Origin of the sequence: Flavobacterium sp. 2, from assembly GCF_049949195.1 — a bacterium.
Lineage (GTDB): Bacteria > Bacteroidota > Bacteroidia > Flavobacteriales > Flavobacteriaceae > Flavobacterium.
The window spans coordinates 1348861-1370876 of record NZ_CP188206.1; the positions used below are offsets into that span (position 1 = coordinate 1348861).

The window sequence follows — 22016 nt, forward strand, 5'->3', positions numbered from 1 at the left end:
CTCTAATTTATTTTACCATTTTCGGTATTTATGTCCTTTTACAGCATAAAAAAGAATCATTACATAAGATGGCAAAAGCATTAAATATGCAAGCTGATTGCCACTTCTTGAAGTTGCTTCTGTCCCGGCTGCAATATTTGATGTATTTATAGTTTCGGTAATCAAGCCATAAAACAAAGGAAAGATTGCACCGCCAATAATTCCCATAATTAAAATGGCGCTTCCTATTTTAGTGTATCCGCCCAAATCTTCTAATGCCATTGGCCAGATCGCCGGCCAGCAAAGTGCATTTGCTAAACCTAATAAAGCTACCAAAAGAATTACAATTGGCAAATTTGGAATTCCCGGCAACTGAATCATTAGTTTTGGTGAAATCAGAACAATTGACAGAACCAAAATAATTCCTAAAACTCCAGATCCTTTTAAAGCTGTTACTTGCGAAAGGTATTTTGGAATCAAAGTTATTCCTAAAATATAGCCCACAACCATCGCCGACATTGTGAAAGAAGTTAGTTTTAAGTAAAAATTCCCTTCGTCTCCATAAACGCCTAATTGTTTTCCAAAACCTCCAATTGAATCTCCCGCCAAAACTTCAGCTGCCAAATAAAGCATCAAAGTTACAACTCCTAAAACCAATTGAGGGCGTTTGAATGCGTTTTTAATTTGGTTAAAAACACTCAAATTTGTTACATTTCCATCTTCATCCAAATCAATCTCTGGGAGAGGTGAAAGCTTCACAAACAAAGCCAACACAATAATAATCAACCCCATATAAAGATAAGGTCTTTGTAATTGTAATGCAAGGGAATTTAAAGCATTTGATTTTGAAACCGAATCCAGCATTGCAATTTTGTCTGCCGTGAACTCCTGCATATTTGACAAAACCAAAGCGGTTAATATAATTGGCGCTACAAATCCGGCTAATTTATTAGCAATTCCCAAAACACTAATTCTTGCTGCAGCACTTTCCCTTGGACCAATTACAACTACGTACGGGTTTGAAGCCGTTTGTAAAATTGCTAAACCAGTTCCCATAACAAAGAGCGCTATTAAAAACAGTAAAAAAGTACGGCTTTCGGCTGCTGGATAAAATAAAAATGCTCCTAACGCAATTATCAATAATCCGAGCGAAATACCATTTTTGTAGCCTACTTTTTCGATAACCCACGATGATGGCACAGCCATAACAAAATATGCAATATAAAAAGCAAAAGTTACAAAGTAAGCCTGAGATGGAGATAATTCACATGCTAATTCAAAAAATGGAATTAATGGTCCGTTCAGCCACGTTACAAATCCGAGAATAAAAAATAATGCGGTCAAAATAACCATCGGAATTATTGAATTCCTTTTTTCTACCTGGATAACATTTTCAATGTTCGACATAATACTTTTGGGTTGATTGTTAATAGATTTTTTGCTTTCAATCTATAGTAGAATCAACACTACCAAACTATTTTGCGTTTTTTACGCAAAAATTTGCGTTTTTTTTGCAATACAAAAGTAATGTAATAAGTTGTACTAATCCCTAAAATAGATATGAAATTTTTGTTAATATTTTTAAGACTCCCAGTTAAGTACTGGATAGTGCTTTTTAAGATATTCTTTGACGTCGGCAATGTCTTCTTTTGCTGTCAAATCAGGAACGTGCTCAGAAAATGGAATTCCGATTGTGGTGTTCGGATTTGCTTTTACAGTATTCAAAAGAACTGTAGGTAATTCTTTTTCATCTCTTTCAGGATTTACCGGACAATTTTTAAGATGAGTATATAAAGTCTTTCCAGTAAATTTAAAAGCATTCATACTTACTCTTATTTTTCCTTCCACATCTTTATAATGCTCCAAATCAGAAGCTTCTGGTTTTTCTAAAATATCCAATAACTGATTATTTTCATCCAATTTTGCAATGGCGAAACGCGAAATTCTTTCCAAAGGAAATTCCAAAGCATCACGATCATAACTGATAAAAGCATTTGGACTTTCTGTTTTTCTTAAAGCCAACAAAGCTTCGGCAGAATATAAATTATCACTGTTACAAACAGAATATTCCAATTCGTTCAATTCAGGAAATTGCTCAACAGCCTGAAAAAGCGCATCTGCTGTTCCAAAAGGTTTAATTCTTCCTTCTGGAATATATTGAACTGCAAATGAAATATTTAGTCCATGAAAATCATTATCAGTATCATGACTTCCATAAAATTCTTTAAACAATTCGCCTTGTTCTCCTATAATAATATAGATATTTTGATAACCCGCTTTTTTAGCGTTCAATAAAAGATAATCCAGTAAAGGCCTTCCACTTGATCCAACGCCAATCAAACCTTTACTTCTTTCATTTGCCTGAGCGATTTCTTCTGCAGATAAATTATCTGTAACGGCTTCTTTTTTCATACGTGACGAAGCGCCGCCCGCAAGAATAACTAAATTGTTGTGCATATTTCTTTCTCTAAATTTCAATATTTTCAATAATCCTCACGCCGGGATCGACAGTTACACTATAAGCTTCTTGTGCGCCAGCATTCAAAATTGCCTCAATAACTGAAGCTTCATTTTTAGGATCTGCAATTACAACAATGCTTCCTCCGCCTCCAGAACCTACAATTTTTGCTCCAAATGCGCCCGCTCGAAGAGCAGCATTTATCATAGCATCAATTCGTGGTACAGTAATTTTCAATAAATCGCGCAAAACTTCATGATGCTGATTCATCCAAAAACCAATTTTTTTAAGATCTAAAACGGGCTTTTCAAATTCTTTTAATGCTTCTTTAGTATAATGGTAATTTTTCAATGCCGCTTCAAAAAACGGAATCAAACGATCTGGCAGACAATTTTTATAACGACCAATATCTTCAATTTCAGAAGCATTCAAATCAAAATCAGGATAATTTTGTTTTACGAGATCAATCGCCATTAAAGCATTTCCTTTTAACTCTCCAATTAATCCAATAGTTTCTTTTGGAACTCCGGAAACTCCTGTGATTAAACCTTTTAATTCTGTGCCGATAGAACGATAGGAAAAAGGATCTTTAGTATTAATAAAAACAATATTCCCTACTCCAATACTAAAATGATCCATCATTCCGCCAGGTTCTCCATGCTCTAAAACTTCGGATGCATATCCTATTTTGGCAATAAATTCCGGAGTGACTTCTTCATTAACTCCGAAGGCTTCGATTAAAAACCGAATCCAGGCCATTAATAATGCCGATGAACTTGATGTACCAGAATTTATTGGAATATCTCCCATAATTGTAATCGTATAGCCACTTGTGGGAATACAGCCATGCCTGCGTAAAACACGCAATGATGAAGCAAAATAATCTCGTGGCTCGAGTTTTTCAAAAGATGCATTAATATCGATGACTCTAATTTCATTGATATCAATCATATTAATAATAAATGTATTTGTGCTATTTTGCTCTGCGGTCAGCTTTATATTTCGATCTATCGCGCAGGCTATAACAGGCAATCCTAAATAGTCCTGATGATCTCCAAAGAGACAAGTACGGCCCGGGGCGAGTGAAGTAATTTTTTTCATGTAAACAACTTACATTAGAATATTATAAATCAGTAATTTACAATATTTGTTGGTTATAAATTTATTTGATATTTTCGGTTTTGATTCTACGAAACTATATATTAAATTTTGATAAAACAAGAAAAAAACAAAAAATGTGCTCGAACACACAAAATTTATGTTCTCGAGCACATAATTGAAATCAATCAATTTTTTTTCCGATAATTAAATCAAAGTTTTTATATTTGCTTATATGGATAAAAAGTACACAATCAAGGATATTGCGCAAATGGCTGGAGTTTCTAAAGGAACTGTAGATCGCGTTTTACATAATAGAGGAAAAGTTTCTCCTGCTGCGCTTGAGAAAATCAATGAAGTTTTGAATGTTATTGACTACGAACCAAACTTAATTGCGCGTAATCTAAAGAGCACTAAAATTTATCGCGTTTGTGTTTTGCTTCCTGATCCAGCATTTGACCCTTATTGGCTTCCTTGCGTTAACGGAATTCAAGATGCCATTACAGAATTTAAAGCATACAGCGTTATTATTGAAACTCATTATTTTAATCCAGAAAGCACTAAATCTTTTTTAAAGGTTAACGAAACCATTATTTCGCAATCTCCTGATGCTGTTTTACTGACGCCGCTGTTTCACAAAGAAACTGTCGAAATTATCAAACAGTACGACGAATTGGGAATTATGGTAAATACTTTTAACAACCAGGTTGAATCTTCATCTGTTAAAAGTTTTGTTGGACAGGATTTGCACAAAAGCGGACGCGTTGCGGCGAGTTTAATGAATTTAATTTTAAGTCAAGGCCAAATTGCGATTATCCATATTGACGAAAGTCTTAAAAACGCAGTTCACATGCAGGAAAAGGAAAAAGGATTCAGAAATTATTTTGACGAAAAAGAACTTTCTGATTTTTCTTTAACGACTCTGAAGCTCAAATACTCTAACATAGAAACCAAGTTTACGGCATTTCTGGAAGAAAATCCAGATTTAAGCGGGATTTTTATTACCACTTCAAAAGCGTATCAAATCGCCTCTGTTTTATCATTGGCAACAACCAAAAAAATTGCACTTATTGGCTACGATTTAATTGAAAAGAATGTGAATTTCTTAAATCAGGGAAAAGTTCATTTTTTAATTCATCAAAATCAAAAAAGACAAGCTTATTTAGGAGTCAGTACTTTAGTAGAACATTTTCTATTCCGAAAAGAGTTTCCGGACACTATTTTGCTTCCAATTGACATTATCAATTCTGAAAATGCGTCTTTCTATTTTTAATATGCTATCCCGATAATTATCGGGACTAAGATGCTAAAGATTCTAAGGTTTTTTATTTCTAGTAAATCAACCTCTAAACCTTTGTTTCTTTGTCTCTTTGTCACTTTGTCCCTTTATCCAAACTATTTCATCAATTTAAATTTTCCGAAAGATGAAGCAATATGAAAATTTGGAGTTTCCGTATTCGGATTTACCCATGAAATCCATGTTGGTTCATAGTTTTGATTTTCATCTTTAGAAAATTTTGCCCTAAAAATACCCGCTTCAATTATATTGTTCTGAATCAAATTCAACTTATTGAATGATTCAATACTAATTTGTCCTTCAACAGTAAAAGAGACTTCATCTTTTGAAGCTGTTATGCTTAAATCTTCTTTTGGCCATTTCCAGCTGAAATCAAAATCTTTATCCGGCTTTGCCTCAAAATCCATTAATCTAGCCGAAGTATCTATTTCAAGACAATAATACGGATTCAAAGAATCGTTTACTCTAAAGAAAAGCTCAACACGATCTGAGTTTCCAATACTGTCAATACTATTGTCTTTTTCATCAATATAAATATCAGCATCAAAAACCCTAAAATTAAAATAGAGGTTTTCAGTATTCCAAAGTGCACGAAACTCAATTTTAGAAACCAAATCAGTATTCCATGGCGATGAAAAATCAGTCAGGCAATTTGCATTTTTCCAAATTGACTGATCTAAAATTTCCATTTCATTTTTCACATTTTCTGTAATTAAAACTACTTGATATTCTTTCATGATTTTGATTTAAAATTTTTGTTAATTTTTGATTTTTAAAAAACCCGAAAACATCTTTAAACTCCGCTTCTACAGCTATTCATTTTTAAAGAAACTAAATCTGCTTTAAAGATGAATAAAAAACTTTTGCTTTTCTTAAATAAACCGAAAAATTCCTTTTAAAAAGACATCAGAAAACCCTGCTTAATTTATACGTTTTTGGATTGGTCATTGCGAAATTCACAACTATTTTCAAAAACACCATTTATTATTTAAAAAAGCTCACATTTTAAATGTCTGCTAATTTCTAAAATTTTTTAAAAATATCACATCATTTTAGCGTAAAAAAAACGTATCGCACAATTTTATGTGCTCGAGAACATAAATTTTGTGTGTTCGAGCACATTTTTTGTGTTTTTTCTTGTTTTATAAAAATATAATCTATAGTTTCGTCAGAGATTAATCTTAAAACTGAGTTAAATCAGTAAAAGTTTTGATGATTTTGAAGCCTAAAAAATGATCAAAAATGAAGTGAATTAGCTGTATTTCGACTGAAAAATTAAATGGATTTTTTTAGAAGAAAACAATACAGAAGAAGTCAAATAAAAAACAAAAATGAATTTGAGAATCAAAAAAGAAGTCTAAAACCTACAAACAACAAAAAACAAATTAATCATTAACCAAAACCAATTTTCGTATGAAATTATTAACCCAAAAAAAGCCAAGAGATTTTCGGATTAACAATTTATCCCGTAAAGAAATTAAACTAACAGTTCTTTCACTATTAGCTTTGACATTTCAAGCTTCGGCAGCTACATCAATAAGCACTTCAAACAAAAATTATACTTCATTATTTTTTGAAAAAACGGTAAAAGGTACAGTAACAGATCAAAACGGACTGCCTCTTCCTGGTGCAAATGTTGTCGTAAAAGGTTCCACAAAAGGAGTTCAGACAGATGTTGACGGAAGTTTCTCGATTACTGTAGCAGACAACGTTACTAAACTTGTTGTAACCTACATTGGTATGGAAGACCAGGAAGTATCAGTAGGAAGTTCTCCTCTAAAAATTGTCATGAAAGAAGCAGGACAAAAATTAGACGAGGTTGTTATTGGATACGGAAAATCAAAGAAAAAAGATCTTACAGGTTCTGTTGCTTCTATCAGTAAAGACAACTTAAACTTAGGCGGAACCGTTTCAAACGTTGGGCAGGCTTTACAAGGTCGTGCTTCGGGAGTTCAGGTACAGCAAAACAGTTACGCACCTGGAACGAATCCTTCGGTTGTAATTAGAGGAGGAAACTCTATTAATACTTCGAATTCGCCTTTGTACGTAGTTGACGGGTTTATTACAAGTACTGGTGGATCTATCAGTCCAAATGATATTGAAAATATTCAGATCCTGAAAGATGCCGCTTCTACAGCAATTTATGGTGCACGAGGTGGAAATGGGGTTATTTTGATTACTACCAAAAAAGGAAAATCAGGAAAAATGCAGGTTGAGGCTGAAGTTTCTGATGGTTTTCAAAATATCATCAAAGAACCATCTTTAATTACAGGACAACAATATGCTGATATTCAAAATGCAATTGCTTCTGAAAACGGAAGACCACCGGTTTTCCCTGCAAGTTTTCCTATTGCAAACACAAACTGGTTTGAAGCTGCAACTCGCCCGGGCGAAGTTTTAAACAGAACGCTTACTTTTAGCGGAAGCGATAAAACGTCTAAATTTTTCCTTTCTGGAAACTATTTAAAACAAACCGGAGCTATTGAAAATACAGATTTTGAAAGATATACTGTAAGAATGGGCGGCGAGAAAAGATTTAATGACAAATTAAACATGGGAACGAATGTTTATGGCGCTGTAAGTGAAGGAAATAACAGTGATTTTGGAGACAATATTTTATCTCCGATGTTCTCTATCCAGACTGCGCCTCCAACAATTCCTATTTATAATGCTGATGGTTCTTATTACAAATATCAAGGTAAAGACAATGCTTTAGCGCTTTTACTAGAACCTACTGACCACACGATCAACAGAATGGTGAACGGAAATATGTTTTTGGATTATGAAATCATTAAAGGTTTAACGTATCATTTTGGCGCTGGTGCTGAATGGCAGGAAGTTATTCAGGGAAAATATACGCCAAGTACTTTAGTAGCTGGAGCAGCATTAAAAGGATCTGGATCTGAGGAAAACAGAACGTATTTCAGATGGAGTACAGAGCAATATTTGACTTACAAATTTAATATTGCTGAACAACATGCATTTACAGCAATGATTGGAACTTCAAATCAAAAAGATACTTACGAGAGAGTAAAAGCGTCTGGAACTGGTTTTTCAAGCGACTTGCTTACTTATTACAATCTTCAGGGAGCTGCAGTTTATTTAAAACCAGAAACTGAAAAAACAGAAACAAAACTTACTTCTTATTTTGGAAGGTTAAATTATGCATTCAATGATAAATATCTTTTCACTTTTACAATAAGAAAAGATGGTTCTTCTCGTTTTGGGCCAAACAACAAATTTGGTATTTTCCCATCAGGAGCTGTGGCTTGGAAATTGTCTAATGAATCATTCATTCAAAATCTGAACACTTTTTCTGATCTTAAATTAAGAGCAAGTTATGGTATTACAGGAAGTGACGGGATTGGTGACTACTCATACATGAGCAGACTGCAATCATGGGGCGTAACAATTGCACCTGATCAATTTGTTGCAGGTACTGAACCAGCCAACTTAGCAAACCCGAATTTGAAATGGGAACAAACAGCTCAAACGAACTTAGGTTTGGACATGGGATTCTTTAATGACAATGTTACAGTTACAATTGATGCCTACAAAAAAAGAACTTCTGATGCTCTTTTGAATGTTCCTGTTGGAGGATGGTGGGGATTCGGTACTCAAAGAGTTAACTCTGGAGTTATTGACAACAGCGGAATTGAATTAGGAATCAGCACAGTAAACTTTAAAACAGATAAATTCACTTGGAGTTCATCTTTAAACTTAGCTTACAACAAACAAGAAATTGTATCTCTTGCTGATAACGTAAAAATCATCAGTACAAATACTTCAAATCCAAGTGGAACTGTTTCTGGACAGGAATTCACAAGATTAGAACCAGGAAAAGAAATGGGGGTTTTATACGGTTATAAATATGCAGGAGTTATCAAAACTGGAGAAACTTATGCGCCACAACCGCTTTCTAAACCAGGAGATCCAAAATATGTGGATGTTGACGGAGACGGTACAATTACTGCCGCAGACAGAACTTATTTAGGAAATTCTATTCCGCATTATATTGCTGGTTTCAATAATGATTTCAGATATGGAAATTTTGATATGAATATCTTTTTCCAAGGAGCTTTTGATTATTCAGTATATAATATGACTGCAATGGTGGGCGAATCATCTACAAGCACAGATGCATTGAACCGTTGGGTTGCCGGAACAAATGAAAACACTGATATTCCGAGAGATGGTTACTACAAAAGCAAATATGGAAGTTATGTGAATTCTAAATTTGTTGAAGAAGCGTCTTACCTGCGTCTAAAAAATGTTTCTATTGGCTATTCGATTCCTGAAAGTGCATTAAAAACAGTAAAATTTATTGACAGCATCAGATTATATGCTATCGGACAAAATTTATTGACGATCACAAATTATTCTGGAAATGACCCAGAGGTTAATGGGCACTCAGGAAACAATTTAGGCGGTGGAATCGATTTTAACTCGTTCCCAGCTTCAAGAACTTTTATACTTGGTATTAAAGTAGCAATTCACTAGTCTAAAAAGCTTTTTTAAGTAACATTAAATTTATGAAAATGAAAAAATATACAATATTATTCCTTTTACTCGCTGCAGGAGTGCAATTTTCGTGCAACGAAGATTTGGATCCAACAGTATATAGCAATTTGACTAATACGAATGGGTATCAAACCAAGTCAGATGCTATTGCGTCAATCAATTCCATTTACGGAAGACTGAAAGGTCCTGCTGTAGGCGATAACTTTTCTTACTGGGCAACAAGACACTTCGCCTTGACTGATATTGCTACAGATTTGGGGCATTGTCAATATGGCGGAGATCCAGGACAATTATCATTAGGAACCTGGAATTCAACAAACGGATTGCTGGCTGAAGACTGGAACGCGATGTACAAATTGATTGCCAATGCAAACAACGCAATTTTCAACATTACACCAATGTCTGGAATTACAGCAGCAGAAAAAGCACAGTTTATAGCTGAAGCTAAATTTTTGAGAGCTTCTGCCTATATGGATTTGACAGATTCTTGGGGTCCGGTAATTTTAATCACCGAAGCCAATTTAGGAAGTCCTGGTTATTTAGATCAGACACCGCCATCATCTGTTGAAGAAATTGATGCTTTCCTTGTAAAAGAATTAACTGAAGCTGCTGATGTATTGCCAGTAAACTATAAAAGCAATGCTATTTATAGTACAAATGACGTTGGTCGAGCTACAAAAGGAGCTGCACTTACTTTATTAGCAAAACTTTACATGCGTAGTCATGACTGGCAAAAAGTAGTAACAGTGACACAGCAAGTAATGGCTTTAAACGAATATAGTTTATATCCTTCTTACTTAGGTTTATTCAAAGAAAGTAATAAATGGTGCAGTGAAAACATCTTTTCTTCTTTAAGTGATGCTAACACAAACGGAACAGAATTATTGAATCATTTTGGACCAATTGATCACCCAGTTGTCGAAAACAGATGGCAGTATTATACGGTAAACTGGGATTTCTACAACACTTTTGGTGACGAAGATGATAGAAAAAAATGTTTCTTCCCGGAATTTATGGGAACTGACGGTCTTCTTCACAAACAAGCGCCATCATTGGGAGCTCAACCGCCAGCTGGTGAATTTTATATGCCAGACGTGTCAACAAGAAAATATGCTGATGATGAAACAACAACCTATTATGACGGACATAGTGTGAATATTTTACGTTATGCTGATGTTTTGTTAAGCAGAGCTGAAGCTTTAAATGAAATCAACGGGCCTACTCCTGAAGCTATTAACCTGATCAATCAAGTAAAAGGAAGATCTCATGCTAAATTATTGGTTTTAGCAGGTTTGACGAAAGAAACGCTAAGAGATGCGATATTACAAGAAAGAGGCTGGGAACTTTTCTACGAAGGAAAACGTCGCGCCGATTTGATCAGAATGAACAAATATGATGTTCTTGTAAACGCTTACCACCTTAGAGTTGGAGAAGCGGCACAAATCAAAATGCCACAAAATAAGTATTACACTTATCCACAAAGTCAGGTAAATCTTAACCCTAAATTAAGCAACGCTGACAGACAATAAATAAAAATCTAAATCAAGAATAGACAGTTAAAATTGTCTGTCTATTCTTGATTTTTTAAACAAAAAAAGTACTTTTCTGTTTCACAAAGAAAACCTTTAAGATGATCAAAAAAATAGTATTAAAATGGAGTTTTATTTTGGTTTTGCTTGTTTTTGCAGGCTGTTCCAAAAATCAGGGCAATGGTATTACAAATATCAATATTGGGACTCATAGCAACAACGAACTGAAAATTCAGATCGATGTTACTACGAAGGACAATGTTCAGGTATATGCAGAATATTGGTCGGATAAAGACGGAATCAAGAATAAAATAACTTCTCCAATTTCAAAAACTGGCCTTGAACATTCTTTGGTTTTATGCAATATTATTCCAGAAACGAATTACAGTTATCAATTGATTACGATTCAGGATGGTGAAAAAAAGCCGAGTAAAATTTATACTTTCAAATCAAGAAAACTTCCGGAATGGCTTCAAAAACAATTCAAAGCCAATTGTCCAAAACCAGAATTATTGCCACAAAATTTCAAAAAAGGCTTTTTACTTTTAGCAAAAAGAGAAACTCCAGGAACGGCTTATATTGTTGATTACAAAGGAAATTTAAGATGGTATCATACGCTTGAAGGAACTGGATTTAAAGTTACTCACTTTACAAAAGACCAAACGATTCTTTCAATTTTAGGAACAAATGACGAACCTACAAGTTACGGAAGTGAAATCTTGGAAATCAATCTTCAAGGCGATACATTAACACATATCAAAAAAGGTCAGGGCGATTTTAAACAAACTATTCATCATGAAATTTTAAAAAAATCGGCTAACGAACTTGTGACTATAACGGTAGATCAAAAAATAATCGATTTGACTTCAATTGGAGGAAAAAAACAAGATACTATTAATAGTGACGGAATCCTGATTATGGATAAAAAAGGAAAACAACTTTGGAAATGGAGTGTTTTTGATGATTTAGATCCACTGAAAGATAAAGATTTATTGAAAAACAAAAAAGACTGGACACACGCCAACAGTCTTAATTATGATACAGATGGAAATTTTCTAATTTCTTTCTATAACAACGGCCAAATTTGGAAAATCGACTCTAAAACTGGAAAAGTTATTTGGAAATTAGGAAAAGGCGGCAATATGAAAATGGCACCAGACACAAATTTCTCTCAGGCGCATGCCGCGCATATTGATCAGGAAGGAAGTTTGTTATTTTTTGATAATGGAGTTGACAAAAAACAATCTTCGGTTTTTGCATTAAAAGTCAATGAAAAAGACAATTCAGTTAAACTTGATTTCCAAATAAAATTGCCAAAAGATATTTATAATGACAGAATGGGAAGCGCATATATGATTAATAAAGATCTCTTTTTAGTTTGTTGTTCAAAAAGACATATTACGGTTTTAACCAATAAAAAAGGTGTTTTATTATGGGCTTTAGAATCTGAAATTCCGCCATACAGAACAATCTTTATTCCTGAAGAAAAACTAAAACCTTTTCTTCTAAATTAAAAAATAGTTACCATGAAAAAAACAATTCTTATCGGACTTTTTTCAGCATTCACAATCGCTGTTTTCAATTCCTGCACCAAATCAAATTCTCAAACTTTAGCTTCACAAACAACTGAAGAAGGTGAAGAAGATGAAGGTTATATCACAATTGACACATCGAAAATTCCAGACGACCAATTTGGAGAATCGGTTCGTTATGGAAGAGAATTGATGATGAAAACCGCTTATTATATTGGTCCAAACGGAAAAAATGGAAAATATTTAGGCAATAAAATGAACTGCACAAACTGCCATCAGGATGCAGGAACAAAACCTCATGCGTTCAATTTAATGTCTTCACATGATAATTATCCACAATATCGCGGACGTGAAAATAAAGTGCTTACGCTTGCTGAACGTGTAAATAACTGTATTATGCGTCCTCATTCTGGAAGACCGCTTCCGTTGGATAGTAAAGAAATGGTTGCATTTTTATCTTATTTTAAATGGATCAGCAAATTTGTTCCAAAAGATGGTAATTTTAAAGGAGCTAAAAATCTAGAAATCGAGTTTCCTGATGTTGCCGCGAGTCCGGAAAGAGGAAAAGCTTTATTTGCAGAAAATTGTGCACGTTGCCACGGAAATAACGGTGAAGGAGTTTACAATGCCGATAAATCGGGTTACACTTATCCTCCACTTTGGGGTGAATACGGTTATCAGCCAGGTTCAAGCATGCACCGTGTAATCAAACAAGCACAGTGGCTGAAAAGCAATATGCCTTATGATAAAGTACAACTTGGAAAACCATATTTAACAGATAAAGAAGCACTAGACATTGCAGCTTATGTAAATGACGATTCTCAACACACAAGACCAAACCCAAAAACATTTGATTATCCAAATAAAATGGGAAAACCAATCGATTATTCACATAGTCCTTTTCAGGATAATTTTACTGAAGAACAACACAAATACGGGCCTTACAAACCAATAATTGCGTATTGGAAAAAAAATGGTTGGAAAGCCGTTTATTAATATCAAAATCTTACTACACTATTATAATCTGAACAAAAAACAAAATGAAACTAAACCTAAACAAACAACTCATAAATAAAATATTGATTGCGTGCTTTTTCGTATTCAGTATTTCATTGACTGCACAAATAAAATATTCAGATGGAAATGACAGCTGGAATCCTAACCAATTAGGAAATCACCGCGCTGTAGTTACCTTTTCTGGTTCAGGAAATATTGCTAAAACGACTATCGAATGGCGAAGAAGAGATCAAAATCCAGAACTTAAAAAAATCATTGTTCAGGATGCTTCAGGAAAAGAAATTCAGAACATAAAAACAGAAAATATCAATAGAGAAAACGGAACTATTTTCTTTGAACCCATTTCTGGAAAAGGAACATATTACGTTTATTATATGCCTTATGTTGACGAAGGAACTGCTAATTATCCAAAAGGAATTTATCAGAAACCTGAAAACAAAGCTGATGCACAATGGCTTTCTAATATAAAAGCAAACTTAAAAGACAATACTTCAGTAACTGAAATTCAGAGTGTAAATGCTTTCAATAGCTTTTACCCAATGGAAGTAATTGCTACAGCATCTGAGACTTCAGCTCTTGTGGCAAAAAACAGCGGAAATTCTTTTTTGGTTTTCCCAGAAGACAGAGAACATTCTATCAAATTAAAATCGGATTTACCACAAAGATGGATTCAGAAGGGCGTTCAAAACAGCTTTTCTGATACGGCAATGAAAGGCGAATATTTAGCTTTTCAATTAGGCGTGTACGCTCTTGAAGATTTAAAAAATGTAAAAGTATCTTTCACCAATTTAGTAAGCACAACTGGAGCAACAATTGAAGCGAAAGACATCAGCTGTATCAACACTGACGGAACTAAATATGACGGAAATCCTTTTACGAATACTGTTTCAGTTTCAAAAGGAAAAATTCAGGCAATGTGGTGCGGTATCGATGTTCCGCAAACCGTAGCGGCTGGAACTTACAATGGAAAAGCAACTGTTATTGCTGACGGAAAATCAAAAGAAATCAATCTACAAATTACGGTTTCTAACCAAGTAACAAAAAATGGAGGCATCGACAGTCCAGAAAAAATGACTCGTCTAAAATGGTTAAACTCAACTTTAGCTCAAGAAAATACGGTTATTGCTCCTTATATTCCATTAACCGTAAACAATTCTGAAATTGCTTTATTAGGAAGAAAACTGATTCTAGCTCCAAACGGGTTTCCAGCGCAAATTCAGACGTTCTTTACTCCAGAAATGACTTCTTTAACAGCAAAAGCAAATGACGTTTTAAGCTCTCCAATCGATTTTCATTTTGTTGACGCATCAGGAAAAGAAGTGCAATGGAAAAACAGCGGTGTAAAATTAACTAAAAAAGAAGCTGGAACGGTTTCTTGGGAAAGCACTTCGACTTCAAAATCGGTTCAAATGGATGTAAATGCTTCTGTTGAATTTGACGGTTTTGTACATTATATTGTGAAAGTTACAGCTCTTGAAGACGTTACCTTTAATGATATTAATTTCCAAATGCCAATGCAGCCAGCATCTGCAAAATACATGATGGGTTTAGGTCAAAAAGGTGGCGATCGTCCTGCAACTTTCGACTGGAAATGGGATGTAGCTCATAAAAATCAAGACGGTGCTTGGATTGGTGCTGTAAATTCTGGATTGCAGTTTTCTTTGAGAGATGAAAAATATAGCCGCCCTTTAAATACTAATTTCTATTTGCAAAAACCTTTATTACTTCCTACTTCATGGGGTAACGAAAATAAGGGCGGTATTACCATTACGCCAAACCAAAAATCGGTTGTAGTAAATGCTTACAGTGGTGCCAGAACAATGAAAAAAGGCGATGTTTTGTATTATAATTTCAACTTATTGATTACGCCTTTCCATACGATTAATACCGATTTTCAATGGGATACAAAGTTTTACCACAAATACAGCCCAATCGATTCTATTGCTAAAACTGGCGCAACGGTAATCAATATTCACCATGCAAACGCAATCAATCCATATATCAATTATCCTTTTATCGAATTTAAAAAGATGAAAACATATATCGATGAAGCGCATGAAAAAGGATTAAAAGTAAAAATCTACAATACGGTTAGAGAGGTTTCTAACAAAGCTTATGAGACTTTCGCTCTTAGAAGTTTAGGTCACGAAATCTATTCACCAGGAAAAGGTGGCGGATTCTCTTGGTTACAAGAACACGTTGGCGATGATTATATCGCAGCTTGGTTTGTTCCTGAAATTAAAGATGCAGCAATTGTAAACAGCGGTATGAACCGTTGGCACAATTACTATGTGGAAGGAATGAATTGGCTGACTCAAAATATAGGTATTGACGGAATTTATCTTGACGACGTTGCTTTTGACAGAATCACCATGAAACGTATCAAAAGAGTTTTGACGAAAGACGGACATCCTGGAATTATCGATTTGCATAGTGCGAACCAATACAACAAAAGTGACGGATTTAATAACAGTGCCAACTTATACATGGAGCACTTTCCGTACATCAATAAATTATGGTTTGGAGAATATTTTGATTATGAGAAAAATCAACCTGACTTTTTCTTGACAGAAGTAAGCGGAATTCCTTTTGGATTAATGGGAGAAATGCTTCAAGATGGTGGAAATCCGTGGAGAGGAATGGTTTACGGAATGACAAACAGATTGCCTTGGAGCGACGGTGCTGACCCAAGAAATATCTGGAGACTTTGGGATTCTTTCGGAATTAAAGGTTCTGAAATGATTGGATATTGGAGCGAAAACTGTCCTGTAAAAACAAACAATGACAAAGTTCTTGCAACAGTTTATAAAAAGAATGGAACAGCTTTAATTTCAATCGCAAGCTGGGCAGATGCTGATGTAAATGTGAAATTGAATATCGACTGGAAAAAACTGGGAATCAATCCTGCAAAAGCAACAATTACTGCTCCAGAAGTTACCAATTTCCAACCTGCAAAAACGTTCACAACAAAAGACGAAATAACTATTCCTAAAGGAAAAGGATGGTTATTGATTGTGAAGTAAATACAACTAAAATTTAATGCCACAGATTTCACAGATTAACACAGATTAATTTGTACACACAGATTAAAAAATCATTTAAATCTGTGTAATCTGTGGCAAAAAAACCACCACAAAAAACTAGCTCTCCATCATGAAATTTAGACCATTACTATCCTTTTTACTCCTTGGAAGCCTTTTTGTCTCAGCACAAAACAAACCCACTATAAAAGAATACAAAAAAGTATTTACCACATATCCGTTCTCAGATCCTGATCCGATTCCGAAACCAGATACCAAGTTTTATCCGTATTTCCGTTTTGATGGTTTTACCGATAAACCGATTCAAAAAGAATGGAAAGTGATCGAAATTGAAAACGATTATATTAAACTGATGATTTTGCCAGAAATTGGCGGAAAAGTCTGGTCGGCTATAGAAAAATCTACAGGAAAAGACATTGTTTACAATAATCATGTGGTGAAATTTAGAGACATTGCCATGCGCGGACCGTGGACAAGCGGTGGTATTGAAGGCAATTACGGAATTATCGGCCACACACCAAACTGCGCAACTCCTGTCGATTATAAAATCATAAACCGAGAAGATGGAAGCATTAGCTGCGTGATTGGAGTTTTAGATTTATTGACAAGAACTTCTTGGAAATTAGATATTAATCTGCCAAAAGACAAAGCGTATTTTACCACAAATTCGTTTTGGTCAAACACAACCGAATTCGAACAGCCTTATTATACTTGGATGAATACGGGTATAAAAGCAGCCGAAAATCTGCAGTTCATTTATCCAGGACAGACTTACATAGGTCATAACGGAGAATACAATTCTTGGCCAATCGATAAAGAAAACGGCAAAGATTTGTCATTCTACAAAAACAACAATTTTGGCGGTTACAAATCCTACCATGTATTCGGGAAATACGATGATTTTTTTGGCGGATACTACCATGACGAAGATTTCGGGATGGGAAGATACGGCAATCACGATGATAAACCGGGTAAAAAAATCTGGATTTGGGGATTGTCTCAGCAAGGCATGATTTGGGAAAAATTATTGACGGATACCGACGGACAATATGTAGAAGTTCAAAGCGGAAGATTATTTAATCAAGCAAGCGAAGGCAGTAATCTTACGCCTTTCAAACAACGTTCATTTGCACCATATCAAACGGATACTTGGACCGAATATTGGTTTCCTGTAAAACACACAAAAGGTTTTGTAAAAGCGAATAATTACGGTTCAGTTAATATTAAAAATGAAAACGGTTGGTTGAAAATCTATTTTTCTCCGCTTCAAAAACTAAATGAAAAAATTGAAGTTTTTGAAAATGACAAAAAAGTGTATTCTAAAGACATTGCATTGAATACGATGCAAACTTTTAAAGATTCTATTCAGATAAAAGTTGATTCTAATAAATTGAAATTTGTTTTAGGCGGCAATAAACTCGTTTGGAATTCTACTCCAGAAGACGGAAATATCAATCGCCCTCTAGAAATACCAAAAGATTTTGATCATAATTCGGTTTACGGATTATATCAGCAAGGAAAAAATTATATCAGTTTTAAAGATTATGTAAAAGCAGAAGAAAACCTTACGGCTTGTTTACAGAAAGATCCAAACTTCGCTCCTGCCCTTTCTGCATTGGCTTCTCTGCAAATCAGAAAACTAGATTCCAAAGCGGCTGTAAATTCAGCAAGCAAAGCGTTATCAATAGACACTTACGATCCTTCCGCCAATTATTTTTATGCTTTGGCAAATTTCCATTTAGGAAATACTACCGATGCAAAAGACGGTTTTGATATTGCAGCTGCAAATGTTGAATTCCGCAGTCCTGCTTATACTGCTTTAAGCAAAATTTATTTAGCCGAAAACGATCTGCCAAAAGCGGTCGAATATGCTGAGAAAAGCTTAGTGTACAATCAATACAATATAGAAGGTTTACAGGTTTTAGCTGTTTTATATCGTCTTCAAAATAATTCAGATAAAGCAAATTCAGTTTTAAAAACCATTACAAAATTGGATCCGCTGAATCATTTTGCTGATTTTGAAAAATACCTTTGGAACAATTCAAACGATTCAAAAAATGCTTTTAGTGCCGCCATTCAAAACGAAATGCCGGAACAGACTTTTCTGGAATTGGGAATTTGGTATAACAACATAAGCAGAAAAGAAGAAGCTTTAAAAGTATTTTCTATCGCTGAACCAAGTGCCGAAATTATTTATTGGAAAGCTTTCTTAGAAAACAAACCGATTGATGTAAGCAAAATCAAACCAGGAACTAGTTTCCCTTTTAGAAATGAAACCGCTGAAGTTCTAAAATCTTTAATTAAAACTAACGACCAATATCAATTAAAATATCATTTAGGATTAATTGAATGGAATCGCAATAGTATTTCAGAAGCTAAAGAATTGTTTTCGCAATGCGGTACAAAACCAATCGATCCAGCTTTTTATGGAGCAAAAGCTTCTTTATTCAAAGATGATTCGGCAATAGTATTGGTAAGTCTTCAACAGGCCATCAAATTAGATCCGCAAGGTTGGAGATATCATAAAATGCTTGCAGAATATTATATCGCTCAAAAACAATTTGATAAAGGGCTTTCAACGGCTGAATCATTTTATAAAAAACATCAGGACAATTATTTGATTGGAATGCTGTATGCTAAAACTTTATTATTGAACAAAAAATATCGTGAAGCTGATATGTTTTTAACCAAATTGCAAATCCTTCCGTTTGAAGGTGCAACGGCTGGAAGACAATTGTATCACGAAGCCAAATTGATGCAGGCTTTGGCAGAAATCAAAAACAAACAGTACAAAAAAGCATTACAATTTATTGCCGATGCCAAGCTGTTTCCAGAAAATTTAGGCGTTGGAAAACCTTATGACGAAAACATAGATGAAAGACTAGAAAACTGGCTAGATTATCAATGTTATAGCAGTCTTGGAAATAAAGAAATGGCTTCTAGATCTTTAGATAAAATCGTCGCTTTCCATCCAGTAGTTGATAATACGGTTATGAATTTTCTTCCAGCAAATCAGTTGGTTTCAGCTTGGGCAATTGAAAAAACGTCTTCTTCACAAGAGGCTGAAAAATGGATTAAAACTCAGGCAGCTTTATATCCGACAAATAAAATAGTGCAGTGGACTTTATTGTCTTATACCAAAAAACCATCGAATATTTTGAGTGAAGATGAAAAAGACGGTGAAGTCAGAATTATCGAAAAACTTTAAAAAATGTATTAAAAGTACAATACAATTAGCTGTACTTTTAAATCATAAAACAATCATTTAAAATCAAAAAAATGAATAACCTTTTCTTAAAATGTACTCTTTTTGGTCTTGCCTTATTGGCAGGTCAAAATACAGAAGCACAAAACGCAGACAAGAGCAAAGATGAATTGTCTGTTTACCGAGTTACCCCTCAAAAAGTTCATGATTTAATTCACACTAAACTTGACGTATCCTTTGATTATGGCAAAAGATACCTGTATGGGAAAGAATGGCTGACTTTAAAACCACATTTCTATGAAACCGATTCACTTACACTTGACGCAAAAGGAATGGATTTTAAAGAAATTGCAATTATTGAAGGGAACAAAAAAATACCTTTAAAATATACGTATGACAATGAACAGCTTTTTATCACTTTAAACAGAAAATACAAAAGCACTGAAAAGTTCATTATTTACATTAGTTACACCGCAAAACCAGATGAATTAAAAGTAAAAGGAAGTGCCGCAATTACAGACGCAAAAGGATTATATTTTATAAATCCTGATGGAAAAGATGATAAACCAATTCAGATCTGGACACAAGGAGAAACAGAAGCTTCATCGGCCTGGTTTCCTACAATCGACAAACCAAATCAGAAAACAACTTCTGAAATTGCGATGACGGTTGACGCTAAATATGTAACCTTATCTAACGGTAAACTGGCGTCACAAAAAACCAATTCAAACGGAACCCGCACCGATACCTGGAAAATGGAATTACCACATTCTCCTTATTTGTTTATGATGGCTGTTGGTGATTTTAAAATATCCAAAGACACTTACAATGGTAAAGAAGTAAGCTATTATTTGGAACCAAAATATGCTCCATACGCAAAACAAATATTTGGTAAAACTCCGGATATGATGAACTTTTACAGCAAAATGCTAGGTGTTGAATATCCATGGGCAAAATATGCGCAAATCGTTGCCAGAGATTATGTTTCTGGTGCAATGGAAAATACATCTGCCACTTTGCATGGCGAGTATGTACAGAAAACAGCCAGAGAATTACTGGATGACAATCAAGAAAGTACGATAGCTCATGAGCTTTTTCACCAATGGTTTGGAGATTATGTAACGGCTGAATCGTGGTCAAACTTAACTATGAATGAATCGTTTGCCACTTTTGGAGAAGTACTTTGGCACGGTCACGATGCCGGACAGGATGCAGAAGACAGATCGCGTTATGAAAAACTTCAGAATTATTTACGTTCTCAAAAAAATGGTGACAGTCCGATTTTGGCACGTTTTCATTACAAAAATGCAGAAGATATGTTTGATAATATCAGCTATTCTAAAGGTTCGATTATTTTGTATGCAATGAAAAACCAAATGGGTGACGAAGCATTCTTTAAAGGATTAAATCATTATTTAACTACAAATGCTTTTAAATCTGGTGAACCGCATCAATTGCGTTTGTCTATGGAAGAAGTGACAGGAAAAGATTGGCTACCTTATTTTGATCAATGGTATTATAATGCTGGAAGTCCAATTCTGGATGTGACTTACAGGTATGCTAACGGAAAAATCATCATTACAATAAGTCAATCTCAGGATAGTGCGGTGCAAACCTTTACGTTACCTCTGAAAGTTGATTTTTACGTAAACGGAACTAAGATCAGAAAGGATATTTTAATTGATAAAAAAGAACAAAGTTTTAGTTTTGACCTTCCTTCAAAACCAGAATTTATAGATTTAGATCCAGATAAAATCTTAGTGGGCGAAGTTAAGGTAGATAGAAAAACTGCTGCTGATTATCTTTTTCAATATAAAAATGCACCATCATATTACAACCGAATTGAAGCTATAAAATTTGCTTCAAAAGATAGAAGTCAGGAATCTCAACTTATTTTACTGGAAGGTTTAAAAGATCAACAAGAAGATTTAAGAGTTCTAAGTATCAAAGCGATTGATTTAAATGAAAAACAAACCAAAGATCAGGTTTTAAAAACGCTTCTTGATATTGCTAAAAATGACAAAAAGACAATTGCCAGAGCAAATGCAATTGTAAAATTAGCTTCTACAGGTGATGCTTCTTATAAAAGTTTAATGGAAGAAAGTATCAAAGAACAATCATACAACGTAATTGCTGCAGGAATTAGCGGATTAACAAAATATTCTCCAGCCGAAGCAGATAAAGCATTAACAGGATTAGATGACGATACTAAAAAACATGTAACGCCTTTAATCAAAAGATTTAATAGTCAAAAATAATTAGCAAGGTCCATTTGAATTGTTTTGTTTTTGAAAACCTCTCTAATCTGGTTCATTAGAGAGGTTACTTTTAAATAAAAA

The 22016-nt window shown here is 34.4% G+C and carries 12 protein-coding genes; 8 read left to right on the forward strand and 4 right to left on the reverse strand.

Features of this window, described 5'->3' with window-relative positions; genetic code table 11:
- Positions 1-12 precede the first annotated feature (12 nt).
- The 3 genes from ACNFIH_RS05735 to ACNFIH_RS05745 form a co-directional block, all read right to left on the reverse strand.
- Positions 13-1386 carry a sugar MFS transporter gene (locus ACNFIH_RS05735; protein WP_426485856.1) on the reverse strand — a complete coding sequence of 458 codons (1374 nt, stop codon included), beginning with the start codon at positions 1384-1386 and terminating at the stop codon, positions 13-15.
- A gap of 174 nt (positions 1387-1560) precedes the next feature.
- Positions 1561-2436, reverse strand: coding sequence for a sugar phosphate nucleotidyltransferase (locus tag ACNFIH_RS05740; protein WP_426485857.1), 876 nt, complete (start codon positions 2434-2436; stop codon positions 1561-1563).
- A 10-nt stretch (positions 2437-2446) separates the two neighbouring features.
- On the reverse strand, positions 2447-3538 hold the full coding sequence (locus tag ACNFIH_RS05745; protein ID WP_426485858.1) for a mevalonate kinase family protein: 1092 nt from the start codon (positions 3536-3538) through the stop codon (positions 2447-2449).
- 232 nt (positions 3539-3770) lie between these two features.
- Between ACNFIH_RS05745 and ACNFIH_RS05750 the strand changes: the two genes are divergently transcribed.
- A complete protein-coding gene (locus tag ACNFIH_RS05750) occupies positions 3771-4808 on the forward strand; it encodes a LacI family DNA-binding transcriptional regulator (RefSeq protein ID WP_035648871.1) in 1038 nt (345 codons plus the stop codon).
- Positions 4809-4930: 122 nt separating this feature from the next.
- Here ACNFIH_RS05750 and ACNFIH_RS05755 read toward each other — a convergent pair whose 3' ends face one another.
- Entirely contained in the window at positions 4931-5569 is a 639-nt protein-coding gene (locus ACNFIH_RS05755; RefSeq protein WP_426485859.1) for a carbohydrate-binding family 9-like protein, read from the reverse strand.
- 676 nt (positions 5570-6245) lie between these two features.
- Here ACNFIH_RS05755 and ACNFIH_RS05760 point away from each other — a divergent pair.
- The 7 genes from ACNFIH_RS05760 (at position 6246) to ACNFIH_RS05790 (ending at position 21935) form a co-directional block, all read left to right on the forward strand.
- Positions 6246-9332 carry a SusC/RagA family TonB-linked outer membrane protein gene (locus ACNFIH_RS05760; RefSeq protein WP_426485860.1) on the forward strand — a complete coding sequence of 1029 codons (3087 nt, stop codon included), beginning with the start codon at positions 6246-6248 and terminating at the stop codon, positions 9330-9332.
- Positions 9333-9370: 38 nt separating this feature from the next.
- Complete coding sequence (locus tag ACNFIH_RS05765; protein WP_426485861.1) at positions 9371-10882, forward strand: RagB/SusD family nutrient uptake outer membrane protein; 1512 nt, start codon at positions 9371-9373, stop codon at positions 10880-10882.
- Positions 10883-10983: 101 nt separating this feature from the next.
- Positions 10984-12396 (forward strand): aryl-sulfate sulfotransferase, encoded by a 1413-nt coding sequence (locus ACNFIH_RS05770; protein WP_426485862.1) that lies wholly within the window; start codon positions 10984-10986, stop codon positions 12394-12396.
- A 12-nt stretch (positions 12397-12408) separates the two neighbouring features.
- A complete protein-coding gene (locus tag ACNFIH_RS05775) occupies positions 12409-13410 on the forward strand; it encodes a c-type cytochrome (RefSeq protein WP_426485863.1) in 1002 nt (333 codons plus the stop codon).
- 44 nt (positions 13411-13454) lie between these two features.
- Positions 13455-16454, forward strand: coding sequence for a glycoside hydrolase domain-containing protein (locus tag ACNFIH_RS05780; RefSeq protein WP_426485864.1), 3000 nt, complete (start codon positions 13455-13457; stop codon positions 16452-16454).
- Positions 16455-16584: 130 nt separating this feature from the next.
- Positions 16585-19680, forward strand: coding sequence for a DUF5107 domain-containing protein (locus ACNFIH_RS05785; protein ID WP_426485865.1), 3096 nt, complete (start codon positions 16585-16587; stop codon positions 19678-19680).
- 71 nt (positions 19681-19751) lie between these two features.
- Positions 19752-21935 carry a M1 family aminopeptidase gene (locus ACNFIH_RS05790; RefSeq protein ID WP_426485866.1) on the forward strand — a complete coding sequence of 728 codons (2184 nt, stop codon included), beginning with the start codon at positions 19752-19754 and terminating at the stop codon, positions 21933-21935.
- Positions 21936-22016 lie beyond the last annotated feature (81 nt).